Below are 24,134 nucleotides of genomic sequence, written 5' to 3'. Positions count from 1 at the left end.
TAGATAATGAGTGGAATATCAGTTATAATTACTTATTACAAAGGTGAAAACTATATTTTTAATTGCATAGGTACCTTAGTAAGGTCTTTTGAACTATCAAAGAAAAAACTGCAATTACAGGTTATTGTTGTAATTGATTCGATGGAAGATGCTGATTATATTGTTCTTGAATTCAAGAAACGCTATTTAGATTTGAATCTTTTGATTATTAGAAACGCGGAAAACATTGGTGTTTCTAAATCTAGAAATATTGGCCTTGAGAATATTAAGTATAATTTTTATACCATAATGGATCAAGATGATTATGTACGTGATGCCTATTTTAGCGTTTTAGAAAATGAGTTATCAGATCATACTGCGGTACATCTCATTAATGGCGCTATCAGGTACGCTGACCAACAAATTGAAATTCCTATTTATCATTTTGCTCCATCTTTTTCTTTCAAAAGCCTCATTTTTCAATCAACCTTTATTTTTACCCCAGGCTTGGTTATATTCAATAAGGATCTTGTGCCACCTAAAAACTTGTTTTTAGAAACTTCCAATCAATACAAAGGATGTGATGATTTAGCCGCATATCTTAACATTTTAAAGGGTGAGGTAGAAGTAAGGGTGAAATATATACCTGCTGATTTATTTGTTTATTGCTTACATAATAATAATTACAGTAACAATGTAGAGGAGATGCTATTCTCTTATAAGTCGGTGATTGATCATTTTGAAAATGACCCCCAGCTCTCAAGGCAACATAGAAAATTGATAGATAAAGTAAATGTGCGATATCATTTCCTATATGCTCGCAAAAAATTAAAGGTGGGTATTGCGAAGCTTATATTTGGTTATCCGTATCAATTTTTTAACCACTACCTCTTTTCGTTGAAAGAGAAAAACCGTATCAATAGACTGATTTATTGGACCAGGTATAAGCTAAAACAAAAGGGAAAAATTTAATCATGAAAGTTTTAATTATCCATAATCGATATAAGGAAAAGGGAGGCGAGGAAACTACTGTAGCTAATGAATATGAATTATTGAAGGCTAATAAAGTAGATGTAGAAGTTGTTTATTTTGATAATAATGGCTCTCAGGTATCACAGCTACTCAAATTTTTAAGTTACCCTTTTAATCTAAGATCATATTTCAGAATTAGAAAAATCATCGCTCAAGCAAAGCCAGATGTTGTCCATATTCATAATTTTTTCTTTGCTTGTTCTCCATTAGCATTCTGGGCATTAAAACACAAACATATTCCATTTGTAATAACCATTCAAAATTTTAGGTTAATCTGTCCATCTTATACCCTATTTAATAAGGGTTCACTGTACTTGAAAAGTATAAAGAAGAAATTTTCATTTGAACCTGTACTCGATAAAGTTTATAGAAATTCGATGTTGCTAACATTTTGGCTCTATGTAAGTAATTTTTTCCATTACAAGATTGGAACATGGGGTTTAACTTCTCAGTTCATTTTTGTGTCTAAATTTTCGAAAAATATTTTCGAGCAATCCGCGTTGGATAAATACAGAGCTAAGTTTTCTTTTAAACCCAATTTTATGGAAGCTCCCTTACCAACAGTTAAAGGGCAAGAAGATTACTTTATTTTTATTGGGAGATTGACAGAAGAGAAAGGAATAGATGTATTAATAGAGAGTTGCAATTCGTATAACTTTAAACTAATAATTATAGGTGATGGAGATATGAAAGGCGAAATCCTTAAACTCTCAAACCAAAATGATAATGTAACTTATTTAGGCTTTAGGGATAAGACAGATATTATTAATTATTTGTCTAAAGCCAAGGCATTGATATTTCCCTCTATTTGGTTTGAGGGAATGCCACTAACAATTATCGAATCATTTTCGGTTGCCACCCCAGTTATTGCAAGTAATTTAGGCGCAATGAGTGAAATGATCCAAGATCATGTAAATGGATTTCATTTTGTAGCCAATGATGCAATTGATCTGATATCTAAAATAAAGCTTATCCAACAGCTGGATACTGAAGAATACAATGCATTAAGAGATACAACAAAGTTAAATTTCAACAATACCTATACCGCAGAACTTAACTATAGATTTTTAACAGATATCTATCAAAAAGCAATAGAACAGAACGATAAGAAGAATGCCTAACCTATGATGAGCAAGTGCAAAAGTATATTTTTAATTTTTAGCTTAATGATAGGCGCCTTAATGATTTCATGGGTGTTTAAGGAAGTTAGAGAGATTGAAATATATGTCTCGCCTTTAGGAGATGATTTGGCTAAAGGAGACAAAGTATCTCCTTTTAGAACAATCATACGTGCACAGGAATATATTCGATCTTTAAAACTAGAAAATTATTCTAAGGTTTTGGTTAATTTGAGAAAGGGTGTTTATATTATTGATAAACCCTTACTATTTACTGTAAAAGATGGGGGTACTAAAGATTGCTTAATTGAATACCATGCTTACCAGAATGAGGAAGTTATTATTTCTGGAGGTATAAGGCTTGCCTCAAATTGGCAAAAAATAAAAGGAAGCTCTAATCTTTGGAAGTTAAAGATAGATAATTCCTTACCGCCAATAAATCAATTATTTGCGAATGGGGTTAGGCTAACGCGTTCAACATCTCCAATGAAATACACTGTTGGTGCTTTAAAGCAATATGGGAAAGTTTTAGATAGTCTTGGGCGTTATAATTTTGAGGCCATAGAAAAATTGAAACGACGTGATCTTTTACCTTTTTGTAGTTTCGTTTATAGCGATAAAGACTTAGAGGGTATTGCTGATTTAGCAAATGTAGAATTGCTCATTTATCATAGCTGGGAAGGTAGCAGGCATACTATTGCTTCTGTTAATGAATTAGAAAAATCGGTGTTTTTAAAATCACCATCAGTTTTACCAGTGGGCTTCTTCTCCAATCGCAATCGTTATGTAATAGAGAACTCAAAGCAATTCTTAAAAAATGCAGGTGATTGGTGTTTTGATAATAAAACCAATGAACTGTGGTATGTTTCACAAGAAAACAAAAACCCTAATCAGATGGAATTTGTTACACCAATTGTCGATCAGCTTTTGATGGTAAAAGGTGATGTAAAGACTAATTCACCTGTTCAGAATCTAAAATTCTCAGGAATAAAATTTAGCCATAATCGAGCTCCAAGGGGTATTAACGTAGAAGGAATATTGATAAGTGCCAAAACCAAATTGCCATGGATGGATGTTAAGACAGGTTTCTCCGGTTATCAGACCTCAGTTGAATGTGGTCAGTCCATTTGGCTACAATATGCCACAAACATAATTTTTCAAAAATGTACCTTCTCAAAACTTGGGACTTATGCCCTAAGAATTGATCAATATGCTACTCAAACTCAAATTGATGCGTGCGAATTTTATGACCTAGGAGGTGGTGGGGTTATTTTGGGTTATAACATAAGGAATGCGCCAACACAAGGTATGCTAGCAGCTGCATCTCCATCAGAAAATGTGATTAAGGACTGTAAGATTTATAATGGAGGCATTATTTATCCATCAGCAGTAGGTATTGCAATTATGAACGCTACGAACTCATATATCATTAACAATGAAATTTATAATTTTGGTTATTCCGGTATAAGTTCTGGTTGGACATGGGGTTTTGGCCCAAGTTATACCTATGGTAATAGAATAGAAAACAACAAAATTCATGATGTAATGAAGTTATTGGCAGATGGTGGCGGTATTTATACTTTAGGGAGACAACCCAATACTTCAATTGTGGGTAATGTAATTTACAACATTTTCAAATCTAAGGATGCAGTTGGGTCTGATAATAATGGGATCTTTTTTGATGAGGGATCTTCTGAAATGTTTGTGGGTGGAAATCTGATTTATAACATTGAAAATCAAAAAATACGATACAATCAAACAGATTCTGCCAAAATAAAATGGAAAAGGTAAGATGTGTAGTTATGCGAGTCGGTATATTTAAAATTTTACAGAAAATTCTACTATTTAAACCTTACTTTCGTAAAAAAATACACAGAAAGAGCAAGTGTAAGTTTGTATATTTAATAATTTGATTTTCCCTGTTTTTTGAGACAATTTTAGCGTAATGTGTTTAAAAGTTGATGTTTTTGGTGTTAAATATTCGGTAACTGATTACGATAAAGCCTCGAGCGCAATCATTGAAAATGCGAAAAAGAATAATTCATTCGGTGTATCTGCCTTAGCTGTTCATGGCCTAATTGAATGTTATAATAACCCACTTCTAAAAGAAAAAGTCAATAAATTAAACCTAATAGTTCCAGACGGCCAACCTGTTAAATGGGTGATGAATAGCTTTCACAATACAGCTTTAAAAGACCGTGTATATGGACCAACCTTAACACTGGAAGTTTTAAAAAAGGCCAATAAGGAAAAGCTGTCAATTTATCTGTACGGCAGTAAACAATCGACACTCGACGCCTTTTCCAAAAATATTAATGAATGGTTTCCTGAGATTAAGATAGTAGGAATTCATCCAGATCGATTTAGAGATGCTACTGAGAGTGAAGATGTGGCTGATATTGATAAAATCAATAAGTCAGGGGCTCATGTGGTGTTAGTGGGGCGTGGATGTCCAAGACAAGAAATTTGGGTATCAGATCATTTGGGGAAAGTAAACGCAGCTATGATGGCAGTAGGAGCGGCATTCGATTTTCACGCAGGCAGCTTACCTCAAGCACCAACTTGGATGCAAAAAAATGGTTTAGAATGGCTTTTTAGGTTAGTACAAGAACCAAAAAGACTATGGAGGAGATATTTGTTCACCAATTCTAAATTTATCATGCTATTTATCAAACAAAAATTAAAAAATTAAAATTTATGGAAATCGCTTTAATTACTGGCTCGGCAGGACTTATTGGTAGTGAATCAGTTGCTTTTTTTGCCGACAAATTTGATTTAATTATTGGTATTGATAATAATTTAAGACAATATTTTTTTGGCGCTGAGAGTAGTACTGAATGGAATAAAAATAGATTATCAGAGACTTATACTAATTATCGTCATTATAATGCAGATATTAGAAATCCTGAAGAGTTGGCAGCTATATTTCAAGAGTATGGCACTGACATTAAAATGGTTATTCATACTGCCGCACAACCTAGTCATGATTGGGCTGCAAAAGAACCATTTACAGATTTCACTGTCAACGCAAATGGGACTTTGAATATGCTAGAGATGACAAGATTAAATTGTCCTGACGCCGTATTTATTTTCACATCAACCAATAAAGTTTATGGAGATAATCCTAATTTTTTACCATTAATTGAGACCGAAACACGCTGGGAGATAGATGAAAGCCATCCGTATTTTAAAAATGGTATTGATGAACAGTTAAGTATTGATCATACTAAACATTCATTATTTGGAGCCTCTAAAGTTGCTGCTGATGTATTAGTACAAGAGTATGGTAGATATTTTGGAATGAAGACAGGAATATTTAGAGGTGGATGTTTAACAGGCCCTAATCACTCTGGTGCACAATTGCATGGGTTTTTGTCTTATTTAATGAAATGTGCAATTACGAATAATCACTATACCATTTTTGGATATAAGGGGAAGCAAGTTAGAGATAATATACACAGTTATGATTTGGTAAATATGTTTTGGCATTTTTATCAAAGTCCAAGAGCTGGTGAGGTTTATAATGCTGGTGGTGGGCGTTATGCAAACTGCTCAATGATAGAAGCTATTAAGTTATGCGAGAAAATTTCTGGTAATAAAATGCAATATAGCTATACTGATGATAATAGAATCGGTGATCATATTTGGTATGTAAGTGATCTTTCAAAATTCAAAACACATTATCCTAATTGGAATTGGACTTTTGATCTAACAACTACACTTTCTCAGATACATGAAAGTATGAGTGAAAGATTGCGGAAATAAATTTTGTTAAGATGAGATTAAAGCTTTTAATAGGATGTTATTCCGATGATAATCATAAAGAAGCTCTTCATTTACTTGAGTTTGACAACTTCAATAAACTGTTTGAATTGTTAGGTTCACACCATGTGCCTAATCCATCTTATTTAGTGTTTTCTCCCGATAGTTCAGTGATATATACAGTTAATGAAAATCATACAACTAAAGATAAGCTTAGCGCTATACAATTAAACTTGGCTACGGCTGAATTTAAGAATGTAAATCAAATAAGTGCAGAAGGCTCAGATCCATGTTACATTAGTATAGATAGCAAAGCCAAACATGTATTTGCCGCTAATTATACAGATGGTACTTTATGCTGTGCATCAATTAACAAGAATGGTGCGCTTGGGTACCCAGTTCAGGTGATTAGTCATAAGAGAGATTCTTTAGATCAATTGCATCCAAAGACTCATATACACGCTACTGTATTATCACCAAATGAAGATTTCTTACTCGTAACTAATCTTGGGCAAGATACTATTACCGTCTACCGTTATCAACCTAATAACCTTGCTAAACCATTAGATGATACTCCTTTTTCAATTTTCGACCTATCAGTAGGTGCTGGTCCCAGACATTTGCGCTTTTCGGAAAATGGAAAATATGTGTATGTTGTAGGCGAACTTGATGCAAGCTTGCATGTACTAAGTTGGGAAAATGGGAATTTAAAACCTATACAAGTGCTAAAGCTAATGCCAGATGATTATCAAGGTGAAAATAGTGCGGCTGACTTGCATTTTGGTACAGGCGGTAAGTTTTTATACATATCTAATCGAGGTGATGCTAATCAAATTATCATTTTTAAGGTAGATATACTTACTGGAAAAGCCGAACTATTACAAAGAAGTGCTACTAATGGTTTGGGGCCAAGAAATTTTGCTATTTCCCCTTCTGGTGATTTTATGATTATTGCACATCAACATAGTAATGACCTTCGCGTATTTGAGATAGATAAAAACTTAGGTACAATTAACGATACTGGGATTGGATATGCTTTGCATAGCCCAGTATGTGTTCAGTTTTTGTAATACTCTTAGTATTGATAGCTTTCATAAGAGAATATTAATACGGTGAAAAGGATTGCGATTTACTTTTCAATACATTACGATGTTTAGGCATGCAAAGCATAACGTGATGGTTTTTTGCCCTATATTGTTTAGCCGCAGATTAACAGATTCTCTTCGGCACTTCGGCAAGCTCAGTGCAGGCTGAGCTCAGGATGACAAATCAGCGCATCTGCGGCTTAAAGCTGATTGGATGAAGTGTTTAACAATGATATATATTCATTATTCGTTTGTAAAAATATTCCTACAATTGGGTATTTTTCGTTAAAAAAGGCGGTGTTCTCCTGTATTTCTTATACTTTTAGTTAATTTTTTATAGTTTTAGTTAACTTTGTAACTATAAAGTGGATTCTTCATAATTATCATCCCTATTTAAATTATGGCTGCCCAAACTCGTTATGTTTATCTGTTGAAGTATATTTTGCCGATAACAGATTTGATGATGATTAATTTCATTTATTTTGCTTCTTTTTATTTAACAGGTGATTTGGGTAGACAGGTTTCTAAAGAAATTGCCGTAAATTATGTTATTGTTTGTAATTTAATATGGTTGTTAAGTGCAGCTTCCTTTGGATTGTATACCACTTATGGAGCTCGCAAATTAGAGCGCATTTACAGAGGAACTTGGAGAAGTGCAACTTTGCATTTTGTACTGTTTGCTATTTATTTGGTGTTTACAAAGGGCGCTGATTTTTCGAGAACTTTTTTAGTGATTTTTTATGTACTGTTGGGGTCAGCTTTTGTTGTGAACCGTTTTTTAGGCACAGCGTTCCAATATTTACTTATGAACAAGTTTAATGGAAGCCTTAAAGTAGCGGTAATGGGTGCTAATGATACCGCAACCCGTTTGATAGATTATTTGAAACGACAACGAAGTTTAGAATTTTATGGGACTATAGGAGATGATGCATCTATCTACTTTAAAGAGAATGATGTAATTGCTGCACAGGTATCAGAAAAACTGGCCGCTGCTGTGTTAGCTAATGTGAAAGATATTTATGTAGCGGTTGCGCCAGAGCGTATGGCCGATGTGCAAGCCTTAATAGAAGAAGCAGAGCGCCAATGTGTACACCTAAAATTTATACCCGATTTAAGCGTGCATATATCTGCTAATTATAATATTAGCTATTTGGGGGGTGAATTTCCAATTATTACACTAAGAAATGAACCTTTAGAAGAAATTGGTGCTAGGTTTAAAAAGAGATTATTTGATCTTGTGTTTTCATCGCTAGTTTTCATTTTTATTTTGTGGTGGTTAATCCCATTAATTGCAATTTTAATTAAGCTTGATTCAAAAGGTCCAGTTTTCTTTCTTCAAAATCGTGCTGGCAGAAATAATAAGCATTTTAAAGTTTTTAAGTTTAGAACCATGACCGTAACTGAGTCTGATGGTGAATATAAACAGGCCAAAAGAGGGGATGCTAGGATTAGTAAAGTAGGGTCTTTTTTACGTAGAACGAGCTTAGACGAAATGCCGCAATTTATTAACGTACTTTTTGGAGACATGAGTGTGGTTGGCCCAAGGCCTCATCCTTTATTAATGAATGATCATTTTCAAGAGATTATCAATAAATATATGGTTCGTCATTATGTAAAACCAGGTATTACCGGTTGGGCACAAGTGAATGGTTTTAGAGGCGAAACCAAAGAAAAGGAAGACATGGAAAACCGTGTAAAATATGATATTTATTATCTTGAAAACTGGACTGCTATGCTTGATGTAAAAATAGTTTTTATGACTATAATTAATGTAGCACAAGGAGAAGAGCAAGCCTATTAAATAGCTGCAGTATAATATATTTCACGACTAGCATTCGCAAAAACAGTTAAAAGTTATCCTGTAAAGACGAATAATCTGCAAAAAATAACACATTCGCGTTATAACATCTACTTATATATAGCTTTCATCGACTAATTTACTGCCTTGGTAGATTGCATGTAACCCCAACATTTTTTATCGGTATTTTTAATATATAATCAATACTACTTCTAGCAAAACTGCCAGAAATTGTGTAATTAATGTTTTAAATTATTGCCTTTAAGTAGTTGTTTAATAGCGCTATAATGGCTTTCGATTAGTTAATTTCCTTAGCATGGTTTACTATTTACATTTCTACTATGTCTATTAAAACCCGTTATTTTTTTCTTCTTAGTTACATTTTACCAATTATAGATTTATTCATTTTAAATGCAGCCTATTATGGAGCTTATTTTGTAACAGGAGAAATGGGTAAAATACTAACTGAAGAAATTCACAAAGATTATGTTGTTGTTTGTAATTTGATTTGGTTGGTTTCTACAGCTATTTTTAGTCTCTATACCATACAAGGTGAAAAGAAGTTAGAAAGAATATACAGAAGTACATGGAGAAGTATTGTTTTACATTTTATTATGTTTTCTATTTATCTAATCTTTTTAAAAGGGGTAGATTTTTCTAGAACATTTTTAATTGTATTTTATGGTTGGCTTAGCCTAGGCTTTATTTTGAATCGTTTTATTTGCACCTCACTTCAATATGTTTTGATAAATAAATATAGTGCTACTTTAAAGGTAGCTATTATGGGGTCTAATTATACTGCTTTACGTTTATCGAATTATTTAACAAAAGATAGTAATGTAGAGTTTTATGGTTCTGTTGGGGGAGATGAAAGCATTTATTTTGATAAGGGAGCCGCAATTTCTAAAAATGTTGCAAGGAAATTTACCGCGGCAGCAATGGCAGGAGTTAAAGAAGTATATGTTGCTATTGCTCCCAAACGTATGGCAGAAGTGCAAGCATTATTAGATGAAGCTGATAAGCAAGGAGTAAGATTGAAGTTTATTCCAGACTTAGGCTTAAATCCATCTACTAAGTATACTATTAATTATTTTGGAGAGGGATTTCCAATGATTACTTTAAGAGATGAACCACTTGAGGAAATTAGTGCCCGATTTAAAAAACGCTTATTTGATTTTCTTTTTTCTTCTATTGTGATAGTTTTTCTTCTTTCTTGGCTTATTCCAGTTATTGCATTAGTTATTAGACTTGATTCTAAAGGGTCTATTTTCTTTTTACAGACTAGGGCTGGTAGAGATAATAAGCTTTTTAAGGTGTTTAAATTTCGCACTATGGCAGTTACAGAAAACGATAGTGAATACACGCAAGCAAAAAAAGGAGATGCTAGAATTACTAGAGTTGGATCTTTTTTGCGTAGTACAAGTTTAGATGAATTACCTCAGTTTATTAATGTCCTTTTAGGGGATATGAGTGTTGTTGGCCCAAGACCTCACCCACTGTTAATGAATGATTATTACCAAGAAGTTATTAATAAGTATATGGTACGCCATTTTGTTAAACCTGGTATTACTGGGTGGGCACAAGTTAATGGTTTTAGAGGCGAAACCAAAGAAAAGGAAGACATGGAAAACCGTGTAAAATATGACATTTATTATCTTGAAAACTGGACTGCTATGTTTGATGTAAGAATAGTTTTTATGACTATTATAAATTTGGTAAGGGGAGAAGACAATGCCTACTAATGTTAAAATAGCGTTTCAGAAATAATTGTGTTGTAGAAAAAAACGGGCAATTTAATGTTGTACTTGTGGTGATTTAATTTAACTTAATTTAACCATCTATAAAAGTGCGTAGTGTTTATACAGCTGTAAACACTAGATGATCAGTAAGTTGGTAGCGATATTAAATTAGCTAACCTTTAATTTAATTTTGGTAAAAGCGCTTATTTTTCTATGGTATAATATTTGTTACTATATTTACACCAAACTAAAAAGACATTGTTTAGCCAAATCAACATAGTTCCAAGATGGATTATATTCTTGCTAGATTTAGGTATTTGCTTACTTTCATTAGCAATTGCTTATTTCTTAAAATTTAATTTTGATTTAAGTGGATTAAATTTTACTGAGTTTAGTAGAAACCTTCTCATTTTAAGTGCAATTAACATTGTCGTTTTTCTTAATGTTAAAACTTATTCGGGTATTATTAGATATACCAGTGCTCAAGATACATTTAGAATTTTATTTGCAGTGATTGCTAGTAATGGCATTTTCTTCTTTATAAATGTAATAGCTATCGCATTTAAACAAGCGCTGTATATTTCGAACATTGTATTGGTTGTAAATGGATTAGTTAGTTTTTTATTATTGATTACTTATAGGGTATTGATTAAATACTTTTTTTTATACATTAAGAACTTAAATCTCGATAAAAGAAAAGTTATTATATATGGTGCAGGTGAGGCTGGCTTAGCAACTAAACGTACTTTTGATCACGATGGGAAAGTAAACAAAACTATTATTGCCTTTGTTGATGATGATGATCGTAAAGTTGGTAAAACAATAGATGGTATAAAAATTTGGGCAGCTACAAAATTGGAAGAATTGGTTAAGAAACACGAGTTAGATGAACTTATTTTTGCCTCGTATAGCATACCCATTGAAAGAAAAAATTACATCGTTGATATCTGCCTAGAAAATGATGTAATAGTTTTAAATATTCCACCAGCTGATGTTTGGGCAGGCGGTAAATTACATACCACACAAATTCAGAACATCAATATTGAAGATTTACTAAATAGAAAACCCATTCAAATTGATATCCAATCAATACAAAATCAGCTACACGAAAAAAGAATATTAATTACAGGTGCTGCTGGCTCTATTGGAAGTGAGGTAGTTAGACAATTGATGAAGTTTGAAACAGGGCTAATCATTTTATGTGATCAATCTGAAACTGCTTTACATGATATTTATTTAGAGTTAGAAGAAACGCATACCAATACCAATTTCCATGCTTTTGTAGGCGATGTAAAGGATGAGAAAAGAATGGATCATCTTTTTGAGACTTATAAACCTCATTACGTATACCACGCTGCTGCTTATAAACATGTTCCTTTAATGGAAGATAATCCTGTAGAGGCAATTAAGACAAATGTACTTGGTACCAAAACTATTGCAGATTTATCGGTAAAACATGGGGTGCAAAAATTTGTTATGATTTCTACTGATAAGGCTGTAAATCCTACTAATGTAATGGGCGCATCTAAACGGATTGCGGAGATTTATGTGCAATCCTTAAATAACTCGCTAAGTACTAAAGACTTTATTTTTAGTAATGGTTTAAGTTACATAAATGAACTTAATGTAAAACCAATTACCAAGTTTATTACCACACGATTCGGTAATGTGTTGGGTTCAAACGGTTCGGTTATTCCACGTTTTAAACAACAAATTGAAAAGGGCGGTCCTGTTACAGTTACGCACCCAGAGATTACTCGTTATTTTATGACCATTCCAGAAGCATGTAGATTGGTTTTAGAAGCAGGTTGTATGGGTAAGGGGGGTGAAATTTTCATATTTGATATGGGGAAATCAGTTAAAATTATTGAGTTAGCTAAAAAGATGATTCGATTAGCAGGGCTGGTACCTAATCAAGATATTAAAATACAATATTCTGGTTTAAGGCCAGGAGAGAAACTTTTTGAAGAGCTATTAAATGATAATGAAAATACAATGCCAACTCACCATGAGAAAATTATGATTGGAAAAGTTCGTGAATATGTATTCTCTGAAATTGAAACTCAAATTTACACTTTACTTCAATACGCTAAACAAAATGATGATCGTCAAGTTGTAATGGCGATGAAAGATTTAGTACGAGAATACAAAAGCAAGAATTCTATTTTTGAAGAATTAGATCAGCAATCTTAACGATTGGTTAATCAAAATCACAACTATTATTATGAAAAAAAAACTATTTGGACTTCTGCTAGTCTTTAGCACTTTTTATGCCTCCGCCCAACAAATCATTCCATACAGCTATAATCAATATCAAAGGTTAAATCGTTCTTTATATAGCTTAGATACTAGATTTCATACATCTCTAAAACCAGTTATTGGTGATGATACGACTATTACACGTGAACTAGATTCGCTACTAACTATTGGTACAGATCAAACGCGTAACTCGTGGGTAACGCGTAAGTTATTTAATGAACATTTAGTAGAAATAAATCATGAAGATTATTCAGTTTATATCGATTTTCTTCCTGATTTTCAAATTGGTAAAGATTTTAGTCATGCAATTACAACTTGGAATAATACACGTGGTTACCAAATTGGAGGAACTATTGGCAAGAAATTTTCTTTTTATAGTAGCGGATTTGAAAACCAAGCTAGGTTTAACGCTTATTTAACTAATTATGTTAATACTAAGAATATAATACCAGGCATGGTAAATGATAAATATGTTCTAGTTGCGCCTAGAAGAACAACAAAAGACTGGGCTTATGCTACTGCTGTTCTTAATTATACTGCTAATAAGTATTTCACATTTACTTTAGGTCATGATAAGAATTTTATTGGAGATGGTTATCGTTCTATATTATTATCTGATGTTTCTGCCGCTTATCCATATTTTAAAATAACTACTACCTTAGGAAATGTAAAGTATATGGTAATGTGGGCCCAGTTTCAAGACCCTCTGAGCCCCCAGCTTTCTTTTGATAATGGATTTAGGAAAAAATGGGGTGCCTTTCATTATTTAGACTGGAATGTGAATAATCGATTGTCCTTAGGGTTTTTTGACTCGGTAATTTGGCAAGATGCTGATGAAAAAGGGAAACGTGGTTTTGATGCTTCTTATCTAAATCCAGCAATCTTTTTACGAACAATAGAAGGAATGAATAATTCTCCCGATAATGCTTTATTGGGATTGACCGCCAAATATAAATTGTTTAGTAATGGAACAGTTTATGGGCAGTTAGCGTTAGATGAGTTTACGGCAAAAGAAGTATTTACAGGCAAAGGATATTGGGCAAATAAATCTGCTTATCAATTAGGTTTAAAAGGATTTGATGCTTTTAAAGTGCCTAATTTAAATTACTTAGTTGAATTTAATGCGGCTAGACCATTTACTTATTCTTCAAGAAGCTCACTATTAAATTATGGCAATTATTCCGAAGCTTTGGCTCACCCGATTGGGGCTAATTTTAGAGAATTCTTAACTATTTGGAATTATCAGTTAGGACGTTGGGGATTTTATGGTCAAGGTAATTATGCGCAATATGGATTAGATCAAAATGGAGTAAATTTTGGCAAAGATATTAATGAATCTTACGATACTCGTAACCAACAATATGGATACCATACAACTGGAGGTTTAAAAACAAACTTCTATTATCTCGATGGTCGAGTTTCTTATTTGCTTAATCCTAAATATAACTTAAGGTTTGAATTAGGTGGCATAATTAGAACTGAGAAAAATAGTTTAGGAACTGATCGCACTGGTCAAATTACTTTTGGTTTGAGAAGCACATTCAGGAATATTTATCAAGATTTTTAATATTACGTGGTTAGGGATGGTTTTCGCAGATGTGGGGAACAGCCCAATTGAGTGGTTTTACTATAAAATTTATAGAAGATATTTATTGTTTTATCCTTTTGGAATAATTTTTGCTTTGCATTAAAATCGGAATGTAAATCTCTCTATGGGTTATCAAGATCACAAATGTAGGGTATGTGGTAGTGATTTTCACTATCAAATACCACGTGGGTTTTTATTAAAAAATGTATTAGGTTTTTTGCCAGTTCGGATATACTGGTGTCCTAAATGTATTGCAAAAAGATACGTTTGGGTTTATGGAGATACAAATAAAAAAAAGAATAATTATTAGTAAATTGATTACTCAAAATTATTAACTCAGAGTTATTCTTCGCGACTTAAATAGTCTTGATAAGCTAATTTTAAACCTTCTTTTAAATCAATTTGATGTTTCCAGCCTAAAGCGTGTAATTTAGAAACATCCATTAATTTTCTAGGTGTTCCATCAGGTTTGGAGCTATCAAATGTTAAATCACCATTAAAACCAATTACTTCTTTTATTAATAACGCTAAATCTTTTATCGTTAGGTCTACTCCAGTACCGATATTAGTTAAGTTAGGTTCATTATAAGTTTGCATTAAAAAATAACAAGCATCTGCTAAATCATCTGCAAATAAAAATTCTCGCATTGGTGTACCAGATCCCCAAATTACAACTTCAGTCGCATTAGTTTTTTTCGCTTCATCGAATTTTCTAATCAGTGCTGGCAATACATGTGAGTTTTGAAGGTGATAATTATCATTGTAGCCATACAAATTAGTTGGCATTACTGAAATAAAATTACAGCCATATTGTGCACGATAAGCATCACACATTTTAATGCCTGCAATTTTGGCAATAGCATAAGGTTCATTTGTATCTTCTAATAAACCCGTTAATAAATATTCTTCTTTTAAAGGTTGTGGGGCTAATTTTGGGTAAATACAGCTGGAACCTAAGAACATTAATTTTTTAACACCATTTACATAAGATTGATGAATAACATTATTTTGTATGGCTAAGTTCTCATATAAAAAATCTGCACGATAGGTATTGTTCGCTACAATTCCGCCTACTTTAGCTGCGGCTAAAAAAACATATTCAGGTTTTTCTACACTAAGAAAATCAGCAACTTCTTGTTGATTTCTTAAATCTAATTTATCAGAAGTTTTAGTAATAAGATTTGTAAAACCTTCTTTTTGGAGTTTACGATAGATGGCTGAACCAACCATACCTCTATGACCAGCAACGTATATTTTTGAATTTTTTTCCATTAATGTTTATTTGTTTTTAGCATTCAACTACGCTCAGACTAAGATTAATTATAAAACTAAGAAGCCATGGTTTTAGTTGTCCGACTTATTGCCATTTTTTTTACGGCATTAACAATAGATTTTTTATCATAACCACATATTGCCCAAAGCTCGGGTTGTTCCCCATGTTCAATAAATTCATCGGGAATGCCAAGTCTTACCACATTTGCTTTATAGTTATGGTCTGCCATGAATTCTAAGATTGCGCTGCCCATTCCGCCTTGTAAACAGCCATCTTCTATAGTGATGATGTTTGTGTATCTTTTAAATACATCATGCAGTAACATAGCGTCTAAAGGCTTCACAAAGCGTAAGTCAAAATGAGCAGGATGAATGCCTTCGCTATTTAACTCTTGGCAAGCTTCTACTGCAAAATTACCTACATGACCAATTGATAAAATGGCAACGTCTTCTCCATCACATATTTTACGGCCTTTACCTATTTCCAATGCTTTAAAAGGTCGTTCCCAATCTGGCATAACACCATTTCCACGTGGATAACGAATAGTAAATGGCCCCATGTTTTCTTGTTGTGCCGTAAACATCAAGTTGCGCAATTCCTCTTCATTCATTGGCGATGCAACTACCATATTAGGAATACAACGCATATACGCTAAATCATAAGCGCCATGGTGTGTTGCACCATCAGCTCCTGCTAAGCCAGCTCTGTCTAGGCAAAAAACTACATTTAAGTTTTGTATTGCCACATCGTGGATGACTTGATCATAAGCTCTTTGCATAAAACTAGAATAGATATTGCAAAAGGGAACTAAGCCTTGCGTAGCTAAACCAGCTGAAAAAGTAACTGCATGTTGTTCTGCAATACCCACATCAAAAGCACGATCTGGCATAGCTTTCATCATAATGTTTAATGATGAGCCCGAAGGCATAGCAGGCGTAATGCCTACAATTTTCTTATTAGTTTCTGCCAATTCAACCATCGTATGACCAAATACATCTTGGTATTTTGGTGGTTGCGGTTTATCTGGAACTGATTTTTTAATTTCACCAGTAATTTTATCGAAAAGACCTGGTGCATGCCATTTGGTTTGGTCTTTTTCCGCCAATGCAAAACCTTTACCTTTTACTGTTACGCAATGCAACAATTTAGGGCCAGGAATAGCAGATAAATCTTTTATAATAGAAGCTAAACGTTTCACATCATGGCCGTCTACTGGGCCAAAATATCTAAAATTTAGTGCTTCAAATAAATTGCTTTGTCTAAGCAAGGTGCCTTTAATGCTTTTCTCTATTTTCTTAACGTATTTATGTGCATTCGGACCAAGTTCTGAAAGTTTGGTTAATACATGTGATACATCATCGCGAAAGCGATTGTAAGATTTTGAAGTGGTAATGCTAGTTAAGTATTCTTTAAGTGCGCCAACATTTGGATCAATAGACATGCAATTATCATTCAAAATCACTAATAGATTTGAATTTTCAATACCTGCGTGATTTAATCCTTCAAAAGCTAAACCAGCTGTCATTGCTCCATCACCTATTACAGCAACATGTTGTCTATCTTTTTCACCTTTATAATGAGAAGCAACCGCCATACCCAATGCAGCAGAAATAGAGGTAGATGAATGGCCTACACCAAATGTATCATACTCGCTTTCGCTGATTTTTGGAAAACCACTTATGCCATTTATAATACGATTGGTATGGAATTGATTTCTTCTTCCTGTTAAGATTTTATGCCCATAAGCTTGATGACCAACGTCCCAAACTAGTTTATCATAAGGGGTGTTTAATGCATAATGTAGCGCAACCGTTAATTCTACTACACCTAAACTTGCACCAAAATGTCCCCCATTCACACTTACAACATCAATAATGTATTGACGCAATTCTTGACAAATTTGCTCTAGGTCTTGTTCGCTATACTGCTTTAAATCAGCAGGATAGTTGATAGTAGATAATAAAGCTCCGGTTTTAATTTCCATGCACTATTTTAAATTACAAATTACGGCATTTTGTTTAATAGTTTTATCAAGAATCGTTTCAAATTCGTATCATTATTACGTTATCGTTCTTTATTATATATCGCTGCAATACCTTTTTGTACAATTTTGAAGATAAATTAGAGCTTAAAACAGATAAATTTCTCACCGTAAATTGCTAAGTAATAAGAGTTAAAAGGTATTCAATATCTGCCCTTGAATTAAGCAATAATTTAGTATTTTTACCAAAAATACTTTCCCATAATGAAACGAGATACTTTAATTTTTGACTTAATTGATAAAGAATTAGATAGACAAGAGCATGGCCTTGAACTAATTGCATCAGAAAACTTTGTGAGCAAACAAGTAATGGAAGCCGCAGGTTCTGTATTAACTAATAAATACGCTGAAGGTTTACCTGGAAAACGCTATTACGGTGGTTGTCAAGTAGTAGATGAGATTGAGAATTTAGCTATTGAAAGAGCAAAGAAACTTTTCGGTGCAGCGTGGGTAAATGTACAACCACATTCTGGGGCACAAGCAAATGCTGCGGTGATGTTAGCTGTTATTCAACCAGGAGATAAAATTTTAGGATTTGATCTTTCACACGGTGGACATTTAACGCATGGTTCTCCAGTAAATTTCTCAGGTAAATTGTATCAGCCACATTTTTATGGAGTTAAAAAAGAAGATGGTTTAATTGATTACGCAAAATTAGAAGAAGTAGCTTTAGCAGAAAAACCAAAATTGATTATTTGTGGTGCATCAGCTTATTCTAGAGAATGGGACTATGCATTTATTCGTAAAGTGGCAGATAAAATTGGTGCTTTGGTATTGGCAGATATTTCCCACCCAGCTGGTTTTATTGCAAAGGGTTTGTTAGCAAATCCACTTCCACATTGCCATATTGTAACAACTACAACGCACAAAACGTTACGTGGCCCAAGAGGTGGAATGATTATGATGGGTAAAGATTTTGAAAACCCATGGGGATTGAAAACTCCAAAAGGCGAAATAAAAATGATGTCAGCTTTGCTGGATATGGCTGTATTTCCAGGAACTCAAGGTGGCCCATTAGAACATATAATTGCAGCTAAAGCCATTGCTTTTGGTGAAGCATTATCTGATGATTATTTAACTTATATTAAACAAGTTGGCGCAAATGCACAAGCAATGGCAAAGGCTTTTGTAGCAAAAGGATACGGGATTATCTCTGGTGGTACTGATAATCATTTGATGTTAATTGACCTTCGTAATAAAAATATAACAGGGAAATTAGCGGAGAAGGCTTTAGAAAATGCTGATATCACCGTAAATAAAAACATGGTTCCATTTGATGATAAATCGCCATTTGTAACTTCTGGTATGCGTGTTGGTACTGCTGCGATAACTACTAGAGGCTTTAAAGAAACAGAAATGCAAGAAATCGTTGATTTAATTGACCAAGTTTTAACTCAACCAGAAGACGAAAATAATCTAAAACAAGTAAGAGAAAAGGTATTAGCCTTGGTTAACCGCTTTCCCCTTTATAAATAAGGTCTCATTAAAAAATGTTTACTAACACCATTACTTCTCCAGAAGATGAGGAACAACGTTTAACGGCTTTGTATTCTTATGATATTTTGGGAGATGGGTTAGCGAATGAATTGGATAATTTGGTAAAATTGGCAGCGCAAATTGCTAATGTACCAATGGCCTATGTAGCATTTGTAGATCGTGATGATATTATTTTACGATCTACAATTGGTATTGATTCTGAGTATAAAAAAATTCCCAGAGACATTGCCATTTGTCAGCATACAATGCTATATGATAACATTTTTGTTGTTCCTGATTTGTTGCTGGAACCTGAATTTGCAAATAATCCTAAATACGCTCATGTAGATAATATTCGTTTTTATGCCAGTGCTCCTTTAAAAGATGCTGAGGGTTTTGCATTGGGTTGTTTATGCGTGTTAGATGATATTCCAAGAAATTTAAACGAACATCAAGTTGAAGCATTAGAAACATTAGCCGTTCAAGTTGTAGCTCAACTCGCATTAAAAAGGAAAAATCTACAATTAGAAGCGCAAACTAAACGCTTTGATGAATTTGCAGATATTTTCACCGCATCACCAGAAATTCATTGCATTTTAGATAGAAACGGAGTCATACTTTTTATAAATGATGCGGTTACTTCCATGCTGGGCTATACTGTAGAAGAGGCTGTAGGGCAAAGCATGTGGAGTTATTGCTATCGCGAAGATATTGATAAGACCGTTTATGCGATAGAAAGAGGACTGAAAAATAAAGATAAGCAGTTTAGTATCGATTTTAGATTGGTGAGTAAAACTGGTCAAGTGAAATGGATTGGATGGGGAATGGTATCCAAAGGCGATCGATGGTATTCTTATGGAAGAGACATTACCGAACGCAAAAAGGTTGAAAGTGAACTAACTAAACTTTCATTTGTAGCAAGTAAAGTAAACAATGGGGTAGTTATAAATGATGCCCAGAATAATGTTACTTGGATAAATGATGCTTTTGAAAAAATAACAGGTTTTAACCTCGAAGATTTAAAAGGTAAGCCATTGGGCGATTTAATAAGTGGCCCCGATACCGATTGGTCACTCATAGAAAATGCAAGAGCACTCACCCAAAAAAAACAATCTTTTACTGTAGATATTTTAGCTTATCGGAAGGATAAACAACCTATTTGGCTATCAATTTATAATACTGTTGTTTTAGATGATGAAGGTAAAGTAGAAACCGAAGTAGAGATTATTATCGATATTACGGAAAAGAAAAAGGCTGAAGAAGAACTCCAGATTTTATCGTTAGTTGCTAGTAAAACCAATACTGGGGTAACTATTTCTAATGAAAATGGAGAAATTACTTGGGTTAACGAAGCGTTAGAAGACCTTATTGGGTATTCGCTAGATGAGCTTTCTGGTAAAATGTTAGGAGATGTGCTATCAACTCCTGAAACGGATAGAGAACTCATTTCTCAATCAAGAAAAAAGGCAATTAATAAACAAGCCTATATTATTGAGGTTTTAGCGCTTAAAAAAGATGGGACACCTATTTGGTTGTCTGTGGCTAATACACCTATTATAAATGCGCAAGGGCAGTTAGAGCGACAAGTTGAGCTCATTTATGATATTACGCAGCGTAAGCAGGTAGAAAAGGAAATGGTGGAAGCTCGTGAACAGGCTTTACAATTGAGCGAAGCTAAGGAAATGTTTCTTTCGGTAATGAGCCATGAAATTAGAACGCCTTTAAATGCGGTAATCGGAATGACTCATTTATTGTTAGATAATCATCCGAAACCATCGCAAATTGATGATTTGAATATTCTGAAATTTTCTGGAGAGAATTTATTGAATATTATCAACGATATTCTTGATTTTACAAAAATTGAAACTGGTAATCTCCAATTAGAGTCTATTCCTTTTGATTTACATACGTTGTGCGTTGATATTACTAACTCTTTACAAGTAAGCGCTGGCAAAAAAGGCAATTTGTTAACGTTAAAGTACGATGATAGAGTGCCTGAACAATTGCTGGGCGATAAAACTAGGTTGTATCAGGTTATCGTAAACCTATTGGGCAATGCCATTAAATTTACAGACAAGGGCAGAATAGATTTTAAAATAAAGCTAAAATATAATGACGAGGATTCGTGTTTGATTTGTTTTGAAATTAAAGACACAGGAATCGGTATTGCTAAGGATAAACAATCTTATATTTTTGAAACTTTTACTCAAGCTGGGGCTGATATTTCTAGAAAGTACGGAGGTACAGGCCTAGGACTTGCTATAACTAAAAGATTGTTAAAACTACATCACTCAGAAATTAAAGTAGAAAGTACAGAGGGGAAAGGAACCTTATTCTCATTTATTATTGATTTCAAAAAAATATCAAATTCTACAGCAATTCCCGCAACTATAGCCGCACCTAGTGTATTTACAGGTAAAAAAGTATTAGTAGTAGATGATAATGAAGTAAATATCCTGATTGCAAAAAGGTTTTTAAGTAAATGGGGATTGATTATCGATTTTGCAACTAATGGGGAAGAGGCGATTAATAAAATTGTAAATAATGTGTACGATTTGGTATTTATGGATATCAGAATGCCAGGTATTGATGGTTTTGATGCTACGCGTATTATTCGCGAAATTGATGGCGATTACTATAAAAAATTGCCAATTATTGCATTAACGGCTTCAACTTTACACAATGAGAATATGAAGTTTAAAGAATCTGGTATGAATGGACATATCTTAAAACCATTTAATCCTGAAGAAATAAAAGAGGTTTTGGCAATTTACTTGAAAAAGTAAAGGGCCGGTATTTCATGAAGAAATATCGACCCTTACCATCTAAATTAACGCTCTCGATAATATAAACGCAAGCAAATACCAATTGTTTTAAAAAAGTTTATAATTTTTTAATTATTTTCATAACAACCTAATTCAGAGGGAAATATTCTTGATTTATTATTTAAGTCTTTGTGCAAATAAGAGTTGAAATAAGCATCCGAACTCAAATTAAAGCCCTTATTGTTTGCTGAACTAACTTTACTCAATTTAAAATTGCCCATTTCGGGTTTAATAAATGAAGGATCCATATTTAAAATGTTTCCATTAGTTGTATAAGTAGTGGTCGAAACTTTTAATAAGTTATTTTTTACTGTTGCTAAGAGTGTGGTCTTTGCATCCTTTTTATCAATCACAAATTCATCAGCCAAACTGCCCCAAATAATATTATTATAAAGTTCCGCAGTAAGGTTAGCCGATTGAGTGTTGCTAATGTAATCTGATAAGTAAACTGCTGCGGTTTTTCTAGCGAAATTTATATTATAACCAGCAAAAGTATTCTGTTTTAAATTATATACGCCGCCGCCAACTCCATACAATAAATACTGACCGCAATTAAAAAAGAGGTTATTAAAAGCTGTCAGCTCTGTTTGATAGCCCAAAAACCCAACAACTTCCATGTTTTTAATAATACTATTGGTTAATAAAAGTTTAGGGTTGTTATTCTCTGATAACGAATCTACAGTAATTCCAGCAACACCATTTTTTATAATCGCATAATTGATTTTAGAATCTTTACTTTCAGGATAAAAATGAAGTCCGTTCCATTGGCCAGTCTCATCAGCATATAATTTTTCTAATCTATCACTTGCAAATAAAATGCTATCAGCTTTAGTACCATTTGCGGTTAATGTTCCCTTTATGCTCATGGTAGAATTTCCATGGAAAAGAATTTTTGTGCCAGGTGCCATAGTTAAATTAGCACCTTTTGCAACAGTTACCGATTTATAAATCAAGTACGGAAGTTTGCTATCCCAAGTGGTATTCGTTTGTATCGTACTACTATTTATAAAATTGGCATTTTGTCCATAAGCCACCAAAGGAATGCTTTGCTTTTTGCCATTAAAGTAAAATAGAATTGAATCTTGTACAATAAAAGGTAAACTTTGATTGGTAGGATTGATATTAACTTTTATAAAAACGTTAATCGAATCGTTGCCATTTACTCTTAAATCGTTCGTTTCTGGAGTTGCTAATCCATTAATATTTAAACTAAACGAAGAAGCATTGCCACCGCTTAATTTTATATTGTTAATATTAATTGCTTTTGCATTCGGATTATAAACTTTTAATCGTCTGGTGCTAGAACCAATAGAAGTAAAAACAGTGTCGAATAAAATACTGTCGGTAGAAAAATTCACTTTTGCATCTAAATCCAAAGTAATATCCTCATCCTTATTGCAAGCAGCAAAGAAGAAACTAAGAACAATACCTAAAAATAGTAGCTTTAAACGCATAATTATTTTGCAAAAGCAATTGCTGCTATACTTAATTTTTTAACGCTGGCATTTAATAACGCATTTCCGCAGGCTTCTAATGTTGCGCCTGTTGTAATTACATCATCAATTAACAAAACGTGAAGATTTTCTATTTGTTTTGCCTGATGAACGTTAAAAACCGACTGCATATTCTCGTAACGTACATATCTTGATTTTTTAGTTTGGCTATCCGTCGATTTATCACGTAATAAATGAGTTGTGCTCATTGGAATATCCAAAACTTCGGCTATGCCTTTAGCAATAAATTCACTTTGATTATAACCTCTTAATTTTTCCTTTTTTGGATGAAGTGGAACAGGAATAATCAGATCTATATCATCGTATGGAGTACTTAATTTTAACTTTTCTCCCAAAAGATTTCCTAATCTTACACCAACTTCAGTTTGCCCTTTATATTTTAAGCTGTGCATCAAATTTTGAACTTTTGTACCTTTTCTAAAATAAAGCATTGCCATTGCAGCATTGCAAGGTAATCGACCCCATAATTGTTTAGCAACTGGATTATCCGCATACAAATGATAATCTGTATAAGGTAAATCGTACAAACATTTGGTACAAATTTCCTTTTCTCCGTAATACAAATGCGTACCACAGGCATTACATAACTCAGGAAAAAGTAATCCGATTATATCTGTGGCTAAACGTTTTACAGCTATCATAATT

Annotated in this window: 16 protein-coding genes; 12 read left to right on the top strand and 4 right to left on the bottom strand. The window is 33.3% G+C overall.

The features are described 5' to 3' along the window. Positions 1 to 6 precede the first annotated feature (6 nt). The 10 genes from GM921_RS10415 (at position 7) to GM921_RS10370 (ending at position 14,339) form a co-directional block, all read left to right on the top strand. Positions 7 to 951 (top strand): glycosyltransferase family 2 protein, encoded by a 945-nt coding sequence (locus tag GM921_RS10415; protein ID WP_182922579.1) that lies wholly within the window; start codon positions 7 to 9, stop codon positions 949 to 951. A gap of 2 nt (positions 952 to 953) precedes the next feature. Next, entirely contained in the window at positions 954 to 2,132 is a 1,179-nt protein-coding gene (locus GM921_RS10410; protein ID WP_182922578.1) for a glycosyltransferase family 4 protein, read from the top strand. 45 nt (positions 2,133 to 2,177) lie between these two features. After that, positions 2,178 to 3,920, top strand: coding sequence for a right-handed parallel beta-helix repeat-containing protein (locus GM921_RS10405; RefSeq protein WP_182922577.1), 1,743 nt, complete (start codon positions 2,178 to 2,180; stop codon positions 3,918 to 3,920). 154 nt (positions 3,921 to 4,074) lie between these two features. Further along, positions 4,075 to 4,821, top strand: a complete 747-nt coding sequence (locus GM921_RS10400) for a WecB/TagA/CpsF family glycosyltransferase (protein ID WP_182922576.1) — start codon at positions 4,075 to 4,077, stop codon at positions 4,819 to 4,821. A 5-nt stretch (positions 4,822 to 4,826) separates the two neighbouring features. Next, entirely contained in the window at positions 4,827 to 5,894 is a 1,068-nt protein-coding gene (locus GM921_RS10395) for an NAD-dependent epimerase/dehydratase family protein (RefSeq protein WP_182922575.1), read from the top strand. Between the two features lie 11 nt (positions 5,895 to 5,905). After that, on the top strand, positions 5,906 to 6,961 hold the full coding sequence (locus GM921_RS10390; RefSeq protein ID WP_182922574.1) for a lactonase family protein: 1,056 nt from the start codon (positions 5,906 to 5,908) through the stop codon (positions 6,959 to 6,961). Between the two features lie 415 nt (positions 6,962 to 7,376). Continuing rightward, positions 7,377 to 8,777 carry an undecaprenyl-phosphate glucose phosphotransferase gene (locus GM921_RS10385; protein WP_235969822.1) on the top strand — a complete coding sequence of 467 codons (1,401 nt, stop codon included), beginning with the start codon at positions 7,377 to 7,379 and terminating at the stop codon, positions 8,775 to 8,777. Between the two features lie 338 nt (positions 8,778 to 9,115). Then, positions 9,116 to 10,516, top strand: coding sequence for an undecaprenyl-phosphate glucose phosphotransferase (locus GM921_RS10380; RefSeq protein WP_202985651.1), 1,401 nt, complete (start codon positions 9,116 to 9,118; stop codon positions 10,514 to 10,516). Between the two features lie 255 nt (positions 10,517 to 10,771). Continuing rightward, on the top strand, positions 10,772 to 12,706 hold the full coding sequence (locus GM921_RS10375) for a polysaccharide biosynthesis protein (RefSeq protein ID WP_182922573.1): 1,935 nt from the start codon (positions 10,772 to 10,774) through the stop codon (positions 12,704 to 12,706). 31 nt (positions 12,707 to 12,737) lie between these two features. Beyond that, positions 12,738 to 14,339, top strand: coding sequence for a gliding motility protein RemB (locus GM921_RS10370; RefSeq protein ID WP_182922572.1), 1,602 nt, complete (start codon positions 12,738 to 12,740; stop codon positions 14,337 to 14,339). Positions 14,340 to 14,702: 363 nt separating this feature from the next. Here the strand turns inward: GM921_RS10370 and fcl are convergent, their stop codons facing one another. Both fcl and dxs read right to left on the bottom strand, forming a co-directional pair. Next, positions 14,703 to 15,632, bottom strand: a complete 930-nt coding sequence (fcl, locus tag GM921_RS10365; RefSeq protein WP_182922571.1) for a GDP-L-fucose synthase — start codon at positions 15,630 to 15,632, stop codon at positions 14,703 to 14,705. Positions 15,633 to 15,688: 56 nt separating this feature from the next. Then, positions 15,689 to 17,617: a 1-deoxy-D-xylulose-5-phosphate synthase gene (gene dxs, locus GM921_RS10360; protein ID WP_182922570.1), complete on the bottom strand. Its 1,929-nt coding sequence runs from the start codon at positions 17,615 to 17,617 to the stop codon at positions 15,689 to 15,691. A gap of 261 nt (positions 17,618 to 17,878) precedes the next feature. Here dxs and glyA point away from each other — a divergent pair, with 261 nt between their 5' ends. Both glyA and GM921_RS10350 read left to right on the top strand, forming a co-directional pair. Continuing rightward, positions 17,879 to 19,150 (top strand): serine hydroxymethyltransferase, encoded by a 1,272-nt coding sequence (gene glyA, locus GM921_RS10355; RefSeq protein ID WP_182922569.1) that lies wholly within the window; start codon positions 17,879 to 17,881, stop codon positions 19,148 to 19,150. A gap of 14 nt (positions 19,151 to 19,164) precedes the next feature. After that, positions 19,165 to 21,936 (top strand): PAS domain S-box protein, encoded by a 2,772-nt coding sequence (locus GM921_RS10350; protein ID WP_182922568.1) that lies wholly within the window; start codon positions 19,165 to 19,167, stop codon positions 21,934 to 21,936. 107 nt (positions 21,937 to 22,043) lie between these two features. Here the strand turns inward: GM921_RS10350 and GM921_RS10345 are convergent, their stop codons facing one another. Continuing rightward, on the bottom strand, positions 22,044 to 23,429 hold the full coding sequence (locus GM921_RS10345; protein WP_182922567.1) for a hypothetical protein: 1,386 nt from the start codon (positions 23,427 to 23,429) through the stop codon (positions 22,044 to 22,046). Positions 23,430 to 23,431: 2 nt separating this feature from the next. Further along, positions 23,432 to 24,130: a ComF family protein gene (locus tag GM921_RS10340; RefSeq protein WP_182922566.1), complete on the bottom strand. Its 699-nt coding sequence runs from the start codon at positions 24,128 to 24,130 to the stop codon at positions 23,432 to 23,434. Between the last annotated feature and the right edge of the window lie 4 nt (positions 24,131 to 24,134).

Source organism: Pedobacter planticolens (assembly GCF_014172375.1).
Taxonomy (GTDB): Bacteria; Bacteroidota; Bacteroidia; order Sphingobacteriales; family Sphingobacteriaceae; genus Pedobacter; species Pedobacter planticolens.
This window is presented reverse-complemented; position numbering and strand designations above follow the sequence as displayed.

What these genes read in the sequence shown, in the direction of transcription:
- GM921_RS10415 (WP_182922579.1), top strand. Translation starts at nt 7, where the DNA reads ATGAGTGGAATATCAGTTATAATTACTTATTACAAAGGTGAAAACTAT.
- GM921_RS10410 (WP_182922578.1), top strand. Translation starts at nt 954, where the DNA reads ATGAAAGTTTTAATTATCCATAATCGATATAAGGAAAAGGGAGGCGAG.
- GM921_RS10405 (WP_182922577.1), top strand. Translation starts at nt 2,178, where the DNA reads ATGATAGGCGCCTTAATGATTTCATGGGTGTTTAAGGAAGTTAGAGAG.
- GM921_RS10400 (WP_182922576.1), top strand. Translation starts at nt 4,075, where the DNA reads ATGTGTTTAAAAGTTGATGTTTTTGGTGTTAAATATTCGGTAACTGAT.
- GM921_RS10395 (WP_182922575.1), top strand. Translation starts at nt 4,827, where the DNA reads ATGGAAATCGCTTTAATTACTGGCTCGGCAGGACTTATTGGTAGTGAA.
- GM921_RS10390 (WP_182922574.1), top strand. Translation starts at nt 5,906, where the DNA reads ATGAGATTAAAGCTTTTAATAGGATGTTATTCCGATGATAATCATAAA.
- GM921_RS10385 (WP_235969822.1), top strand. Translation starts at nt 7,377, where the DNA reads ATGGCTGCCCAAACTCGTTATGTTTATCTGTTGAAGTATATTTTGCCG.
- GM921_RS10380 (WP_202985651.1), top strand. Translation starts at nt 9,116, where the DNA reads ATGTCTATTAAAACCCGTTATTTTTTTCTTCTTAGTTACATTTTACCA.
- GM921_RS10370 (WP_182922572.1), top strand. Translation starts at nt 12,738, where the DNA reads ATGAAAAAAAAACTATTTGGACTTCTGCTAGTCTTTAGCACTTTTTAT.
- fcl (WP_182922571.1), bottom strand. Translation starts at nt 15,632, where the DNA reads ATGGAAAAAAATTCAAAAATATACGTTGCTGGTCATAGAGGTATGGTT.
- dxs (WP_182922570.1), bottom strand. Translation starts at nt 17,617, where the DNA reads ATGGAAATTAAAACCGGAGCTTTATTATCTACTATCAACTATCCTGCT.
- glyA (WP_182922569.1), top strand. Translation starts at nt 17,879, where the DNA reads ATGAAACGAGATACTTTAATTTTTGACTTAATTGATAAAGAATTAGAT.
- GM921_RS10350 (WP_182922568.1), top strand. Translation starts at nt 19,165, where the DNA reads ATGTTTACTAACACCATTACTTCTCCAGAAGATGAGGAACAACGTTTA.
- GM921_RS10345 (WP_182922567.1), bottom strand. Translation starts at nt 23,429, where the DNA reads ATGCGTTTAAAGCTACTATTTTTAGGTATTGTTCTTAGTTTCTTCTTT.
- GM921_RS10340 (WP_182922566.1), bottom strand. Translation starts at nt 24,130, where the DNA reads ATGATAGCTGTAAAACGTTTAGCCACAGATATAATCGGATTACTTTTT.